The 7,925-nt window shown below is 39.6% G+C and carries 5 protein-coding genes; all 5 read right to left on the bottom strand.

Going from position 1 to position 7,925, the window contains the following annotated elements; all coding sequences use genetic code 11:
• Positions 1–191: 191 nt before the first annotated feature.
• Positions 192–911, bottom strand: a complete 720-nt coding sequence (locus MOB01S_RS05870; protein WP_066802604.1) for a hypothetical protein — start codon at positions 909–911, stop codon at positions 192–194.
• A 182-nt stretch (positions 912–1,093) separates the two neighbouring features.
• A complete protein-coding gene (locus MOB01S_RS05865) occupies positions 1,094–1,882 on the bottom strand; it encodes a hypothetical protein (RefSeq protein ID WP_066802602.1) in 789 nt (262 codons plus the stop codon).
• A gap of 75 nt (positions 1,883–1,957) precedes the next feature.
• Positions 1,958–2,692 (bottom strand): hypothetical protein, encoded by a 735-nt coding sequence (locus MOB01S_RS05860; RefSeq protein WP_066802601.1) that lies wholly within the window; start codon positions 2,690–2,692, stop codon positions 1,958–1,960.
• An 88-nt stretch (positions 2,693–2,780) separates the two neighbouring features.
• On the bottom strand, positions 2,781–3,491 hold the full coding sequence (locus MOB01S_RS05855; RefSeq protein WP_066802599.1) for a hypothetical protein: 711 nt from the start codon (positions 3,489–3,491) through the stop codon (positions 2,781–2,783).
• Positions 3,492–3,675: 184 nt separating this feature from the next.
• A complete protein-coding gene (gene rpoC, locus MOB01S_RS05850; RefSeq protein WP_066802597.1) occupies positions 3,676–7,902 on the bottom strand; it encodes a DNA-directed RNA polymerase subunit beta' in 4,227 nt (1,408 codons plus the stop codon).
• Positions 7,903–7,925 lie beyond the last annotated feature (23 nt).

The raw sequence follows: 7,925 nt of genomic DNA, 5'->3' as shown, positions 1-7,925 counted from the left end.
GGGCTAATCTAGTACAGTCCCTAAAATTATCCTCTTTTTGCAATGAACCGTAAATTTTATGGAAATTTGGACGTAGTTAGTGAATTAAAAACATCCACAGGAATAATGTGATGAGCTTGAATGGGTGCATTTTCTGCTCTTTGAGTAGTATTGTTTGTCATAAATCTTCTCCAAATAAATCATTAAAAAAATCAAACCAATGCACAAGAACGAAGTGCCCAACCTATCGTCATATTTTGCTCTTTCAGAGCATTTCTTAGCGGCTCAGACATAAAAACAGAGCCAACCAGTCTTGGGTCATTCCAAATGTCAATATCGCAGTTGCTTGCTGTCGCATCAACCTCAACAACACCATCTCTTACACCCCCTTGCTCGGCATAGGTACCATCTTCAAACTGACTCATGGGGTGTGGTATAAATGCCAAGATACCTTTACTTTGAGATTTTGCAAGATAATGACGCTTCTCACAAAAGTTAAAAAAATAAAAAATTTCATCAGACCACAGTTTTCCTGTGTTGATATCGTATATTTGTAATGGTGTTAGCGTGCTTTCTCCCAATCTAAATTGTTTAAAAATATTGGCACACCTTTCACGCATAATAATACAGCCACCTTTAATTTCAAAAACATACTCATCATCTTGTGGATATTCATATTCATTATTAAATCCTGCCCAAAGGCTGTCTGGCAAGACCTCAAATTTTTCTAAGCCTCTCATTTTATGTTCAATTTCAAGACCATAAGCACTGACTTTTTTATACCTTGCAAGTAGTTCTGGGTTATTTTCATCTTTAATAAACTCCATGTGTGTCCTGTGATATAAAGGAAAATCATAAAGAGTTGGAATATTCATGCCAATAGAATAAATATCAACAGACAATCTGCCATAATATACAGCTTGATTACTCATCTCACTTCTCCTTTAACCAAGATAATGTGGTGTGCTTGTGGAAAAACGCTCATAATAAATTCCTTAAAATAAAAAATAAAATGTTAAGTTAAATTAATTGACAAGATTTTATATGATTATCCAGCGTATTGACTGGATAATCCCAAAATCAAACAATCCCAATCTTCAGCCCGTAGGTTGGGTTAAATGACAGTGAAACCCAACGGTTTAAGCCCTGAAATTGTTGGGTTTCGTACCTCAACCCAACCTACGGGCTCAATAACACATTGGGTTAAATCCCAATCTTTTACCATACCCGCATTATGCAATGCTTGATATAATCTATCAGACAAAAATACAGAGTTCATTAACATAGGGTCATGCCAAATATCCAAATCACAATTTGGTGCTTCTTGGGACAATACAAGCTCTCCTTCCCAAGGGTGATAAACATGACGATTATATCCATTTCGTTCATAACCAGAATAATGACATGATTTACTTTTTTCAGGAATTATATAATGTCGCCATTCAGCAAGATCAAAAAAATAAAAAAATCTTTCATCATCAGGTTCTAGCGTTGCCATATTATAAATTTGGAGCTTTACCAATTTGCTGTTCCCTAAATTAAATTTTTGAAAAAGCTCACCACATTGCTCACTTAATACCAATTGACGACCTGTGATTTTAAACACACTTAAGTTAGGGTCTGGGCTATTTACATCACTTGTCCATAATTTATTGGGCAAGATATTCATTCCATGAAAATCCCTAGATTGACCCCATGCCTTTTCGGTTAATGACTGTAAATATTGCAACTCAGCCTCTTCTTCAGTGGTAAAAGTAATATTACTATTAACCACTTGGGCATTATGTTGCTTATGTTCTAGTACAAATTGTCTTTTATAATCAACATGGGAATAACCATTACCAATATAAAAAGATTTAGCCCAACCAAAAACCTCACTAATCCAAACAGTTTGATTGCTCATCTGACCCCTCCTTTAACCAAGATAATGTGGTGTGCTTGAACTGAAGTATAGTCTGACATCATAATCTCCAAAATATTAAATTAAATTATCAAGAATACAAGGCACGAAATCAAAATCAGCAATTATATTGGCATTACTTAATTCCATATACAACCTATCGGACAAGAAAAGTGAATCCCATAACATTGGGTCATGCCAAAGGTCTATATCACAGTTTAATGCTTCATCTGATAATGTTAGTTTTTCATTGCTGTACAAACGATACTGGTACGCATCATAGCCATGTTTCTGATAACCAATCGACCGACAAGCATTGCTACTTTTTTCAGGCAATAAATAATGTCGCCATTCTGCAATGTCTAAAAAATAAAAAAATCGTTCATTATCAGGTTCTAGCGTTCCCATATTATAAATTTGAAGTTTCACCAATTTGCTATTACCCAAATTAAATTGCTGAAAAAGCTCGCCACATTGCTCGCTTAATATCAAATAACGACCTGTAATGGTAAATGCATTTAAGGCTGGGTCTGGTGTACGCACATCCCTTGTCCATAATTTACTGGGTAAAATATTCATGCCTTGCAAATCAGGAGATTTCCCCCAAGCCTTTTTTGAAAGCAAGCTAAGTTCTTGCAACTCCTTTTCTTCTTCAGGAGTAAATACCATATCACTATCAACCACTTTGGCATTGTGTTGCTTATGCTCCAAAATAAACATTCTTTTATAGTCAATATGCGGATAACCTATGCTAATATAGAAATGTTCTGCTGTACGCAAAACGCTACTAAACCATACAGTCTGATTGCTCATTTTAAATCTCCTTTAACCAAAATAAAACTGTATGCTTGTGGATAAACACTCATGATAAATTCCTTAAAATAAAAAATAAAATGTTAAGTTAAATTAATTGACAAGATTTCATATTCCATTGATAAATCATATTCTCATCATTTAAAGTTTGATATAATTTATCAGACATGAAAATTGAACTGCCTAACATAGGATCGTGCCATAAATCAATATCACAATCCAATATGGATTTATTCACTTCAAGTGTATTTGGTTGTATAGGAATTCCACGAGTTGAATATCTTTTTGCTCCTTGTATATAAACAAAGGTTTCATCAGACTGCGGATAATTAATATATTGCCTATGCTCGCATAAATTTAAAAAATAAAAAATCTCATCAGACCATAATTCTCTAGTCTCATATTCATAAATTTTTAATGGCGTTAAAGTTGTTTGACCTAGATTAAACTGCTGTAGAATTTTTGCACAGGGTTCTCTTAGAATTATCCCTCCTATTAGTACCTGAAATATATATTCTTCATTTTTTGGTAACGGATTTTTATTACTTGTTACCCACAAACTATCTGGCAATATTTCATATTTATTAAATTGACTGTTTAAGTTTGATATAACGCCACCATAACCACTTAACCGTTTATGTTTTACAATCAAATCCTGATTGTCTTCATCTGCATAAAGTTCTAGCAAACTTGTTTGATAAGCAGGAAAATCATACAATGTCGGAATATTCATACCAATTGAATAAATATTAACATATTCAAAGGACATAGAACCAACATACACATTTTTATCAAACATAAATCACCTATTTTTAAAAAATATACTCACCGAACTATAAATTTAATACAGTCTTGTAGGGGGCAATTGCAATTTACCCCTACGGACAATGGCTAATTTTGTACCATTTTTAAAGTTGTTTTGGTATAAATGCAGTATTGTAAACAAAAAAGCCCACCGAAGTGGACTTTTTTAGCTTCAAGGTTTAAATCTGTGGATTGTCGCCTTGTCCTAGCTCATCAGCAAAGGCTTTGGCAAAGTCATCAACCGCCGCCGTTTGCTCTGCATTACCAAGTAGCACATTATCAGCGACAATGTTGGCTTTATTGGCTTGCTCGGCTTTACGTTTGCGATTTTGGTGATATGCCAAACCTGTACCTGCAGGAATCAAACGACCTACAACCACATTTTCTTTTAGACCTGTCAAATCATCCACTTTACCCATCGTAGCAGCAGCAGTTAAGACACGAGTAGTCTCTTGGAAAGATGCTGCCGAGATGAAGCTTTCGGTTGCCAAGGATGCTTTGGTAATGCCCAGTAGTTGACGTTCGTACTGTACAGGGAACTTGTTGTTGGCGATAAGCTCAGCATTCAAAGCACGAATCTTAGTATATTCGGCTTGGTCGCCTTTGAAGTAGCTAGAATCACCACCGTCCACAATCTCAACTTTACGAAGCATTTGACGTACAATGACTTCAATATGCTTGTCGTTGATTTTTACACCTTGCAAGCGGTAAACTTCTTGGACTTCTTCTACGATGTAGTTGGCAAGTGCTGTTTCACCTTTAAGACGCAAAATGTCATGTGGATTTTGTGGGCCGTCAGACACCACCTCACCACGCTCTACACGCTCACCCTCAAAGACGTTGATTTGACGCCATTTTGGAATGAGTTCCTCATGGATATTACCTTCATCGTCAGTAATGATGAATCGGTTTTTGCCTTTGGTTTCTTTACCAAACGATACCACACCACTCACCTCAGCCATGATGGCATGGTCTTTTGGTTTGCGAGCTTCAAAGAGGTCAGCAACGCGTGGCAAACCACCTGTAATGTCCTTCGTACCTGAGGTTGCTTGTGGTACACGACCCAGTACTGTACCTGCAGTCACATCTTCACCATCTGCCACACGAATTACAGTTTCGGCAGGTAGGAAATACACCACTTCTTTACCATCAACGGTATTTAGAATTACCGCAGGACGCAAATCTTTGGCAACGCTTGGGCGATCTTTGATTGCCAAAATCTCAAACGAACTCATGCCTGTCATTTCATCTGTTTTCATGGTGGCGGTCATGCCATCGGTAATGTCACTAAACCGTGCTCTACCTGCAAACTCAGTAATGATGGGGTGAGTATGTGGATCCCACTTAGCAACCACATCACCTGCATTTACTGCTGTCTCATCACGCACCAAGACGGTAGAACCATAAGGCACTTTGTAACGCTCACGCTCACGCCCTTGTGCATCAGTAATACCAATCTCAGCAGAACGAGAAACAACCACCAAATGACCTTCGGCATTCTCTACCGTTTTCATATTACGGAAACGCACCGTACCTGTATTGCTCACAGACACGCTATTGTCTACTGATGTGGCAGAAGCTGCACCACCCACGTGGAAAGTACGCATGGTTAGCTGAGTACCTGGTTCACCGATGGACTGAGCTGCCATAACACCCACAGATTCGCCAATATTCACCAAATGACCACGAGCTAAATCACGACCGTAGCACTTGGCACATACACCATGATGAGCTTCACAGGTAATCACTGAACGCACATAAACTTCATCAATGGCGTTTTTGTCAAGCACTTCTACCAAACGCTCATCAATCAAGGTATTTTTGGCAATAATCACTTCACCGTTAGCATTAATCACATCTTTGGCGGTAACACGACCAAGTACACGGTCACCTAAACGTTCTACGATTTCACCACCATCAATCACAGGTGTCATAAGCTGACCTGCATCTGTACCACAATCATCATGAGTGATAACCAAATCTTGTGCCACATCCACCAAACGGCGAGTGAGATAACCCGAGTTGGCAGTTTTCAAAGCGGTATCAGCAAGACCCTTACGGGCACCATGCGTAGAGATAAAGTACTGCAATACCGACAAACCTTCACGGAAGTTTGCCTTGATTGGCGTTTCAATAATCGAGCCATCTGGTTTTGCCATCAAGCCACGCATACCAGCAAGCTGACGAATCTGGGTGGCACTACCACGAGCACCAGAGTCCGCCATCATGTAGATGGAATTGAAAGATTTTTCTTTTTCTACCGTACCATCATTAAGAGTTACCAAATCTACTGATAGGTTATCCATCATCGCATTGGCGATTTTGTCAGCAGTACGAGACCAAATGTCCACAACCTTGTTGTAGCGTTCGCCTGCGGTAACATAACCTTGTTCAAACTGCTGTTCAATATCACGCACTTCGGCATCAGCCGTATCAACAATCTCTTTTTTGGCTGGTGGAATGACCATATCTTCCATACCAATAGAGATGCCTGACAAAGTCGCTTGGGCAAAACCCAAGTACATCAAATGGTCAGCAAATAGAACCGACTCTTTCACACCCAATTTACGATAGCATGAATTGAGCAATTTAGAGATGTTTTTCTTGGTCATCTCTTTGTTACATTCTTCAAATGCCATACCTTCTGGCATGATATTCCAAATCAGAAGGCGACCTGCTACGGTGTCTTTGATTTCGGTTTTGGTGGTTTTTTCACCAGTTTTTTCGTCCAAAATGGTCTCGGTAACACGCACCTTGATTTTGGCATTGACAGACAAATCATCAGAACCAATAGCACGCAAAGCCTCATTTACAGTACTAAACACCATATCCTCACCTTTGGCAGTAAGGTGACTACGGCTGATATAGTAAAGACCCAACACAACATCTTGAGATGGTACAATGATAGGCTCACCGTTGGCAGGAGATAATACGTTGTTGGTAGACATCATCAATGCACGTGCTTCAAGCTGTGCTTCTAGAGTCAATGGCACGTGTACTGCCATCTGGTCGCCGTCAAAGTCAGCGTTAAATGCCGCACAGACCAGAGGGTGTAGCTGAATGGCTTTACCTTCAATCAAGACAGGTTCAAAGGCTTGCAAACCTAGACGGTGCAAGGTTGGCGCACGGTTTAGCAAAACTGGGTGCTCACGAATGACACTAGCCAGCATATCCCAAACGACTGGATCTTCACGCTCCACCATCTTTTTGGCAGCTTTAATGGTTTGGGCAATGTTGTTTTGCAACAACTTAGCATAAGTAAATGGTTTGAACAGCTCCAATGCCATTTTCTTGGGCAGACCGCACTGATGTAGGCGTAGTGTAGGACCAACCACAATCACCGAACGACCCGAGTAGTCCACACGTTTACCCAAAAGGTTTTGACGGAAACGACCTTGTTTACCTTTGATCATGTCAGCCAAAGATTTGAGTGGGCGTTTGTTTGAGCCTGTGATGGCTCGCCCTCGGCGACCGTTATCAAGCAGGGCATCGACCGCTTCTTGGAGCATACGTTTTTCGTTACGCACGATGATGTCAGGGGCATTTAACTCCAAAAGGCGTTTCAAACGATTATTACGGTTAATGACACGGCGGTACGAATCGTTCAAATCAGACGTGGCAAAGCGACCACCTTCAAGCGGTACAAGTGGACGCAAATCAGGTGGCAATACAGGCAATACTGTCATCACCATCCATTCTGGTTTGTTGCCAGAGTCACGGAAAGATTCCAAAAGTTTTAGGCGTTTAGACATCTTTTTGAGTTTGGTCTCTGATGAGGTATTCGGAATTTCGGCACGAAGCTCATCAATCTCACCATCCACATCAATGTCTTTTAGCAAATCTTGGACAGCCTCAGCACCCATCTTGGCAATAAATTCATCACCATATTGCTCTAAGGCGTTAAAATACTGCTCATCATCTAAAAGTTGATATTTTTCAAGACCTGTCATGCCTGGGTCAGTTACGATATAGCTTTCAAAATAAAGCACACGTTCAATATCACGCAAAGTAATATCAAGCAAAAGACCAATACGGCTTGGTAGTGATTTTAAAAACCAAATATGAGCAACAGGCGAGGCAAGCTCAATATGCCCCATGCGTTCACGGCGAACTTTGGCAGCCGTAACTTCTACACCACATTTTTCACAAATGATGCCTTGAAATTTACGGCGTTTATATTTACCACACAAGCACTCAAAATCTTTAACAGGCCCAAAGATTTTGGCACAAAACAAACCATCACGCTCAGGTTTAAATGTGCGATAGTTGATGGTTTCAGGTTTTTTGACTTCGCCATGAGACCATGATTTGATGGTGTCAGGGCTTGCCAACGAGATTTGAATGCTGTCAAATTCTTTCATGCCGTTGTCGGCAGGGTTTTTCATGATGTCTAATAAATCTTTCAAATGAGTTCTCCGCTTAATTCATT

The organism is Moraxella oblonga NBRC 102422, from assembly GCF_001598275.1.
GTDB lineage: Bacteria > Pseudomonadota > Gammaproteobacteria > Pseudomonadales > Moraxellaceae > Moraxella > Moraxella oblonga.
Note: the sequence above shows the minus strand (reverse complement) of the source record. Positions and strands in the feature narration are given on the sequence as shown.

Coding starts and splice junctions, on each gene's coding strand:
- MOB01S_RS05865 (WP_066802602.1), bottom strand. CDS start 1,882: ATGAGCAATCAAACTGTTTGGATTAGTGAGGTTTTTGGTTGGGCTAAA.
- MOB01S_RS05860 (WP_066802601.1), bottom strand. CDS start 2,692: ATGAGCAATCAGACTGTATGGTTTAGTAGCGTTTTGCGTACAGCAGAA.
- MOB01S_RS05870 (WP_066802604.1), bottom strand. CDS start 911: ATGAGTAATCAAGCTGTATATTATGGCAGATTGTCTGTTGATATTTAT.
- MOB01S_RS05855 (WP_066802599.1), bottom strand. CDS start 3,491: ATGTTTGATAAAAATGTGTATGTTGGTTCTATGTCCTTTGAATATGTT.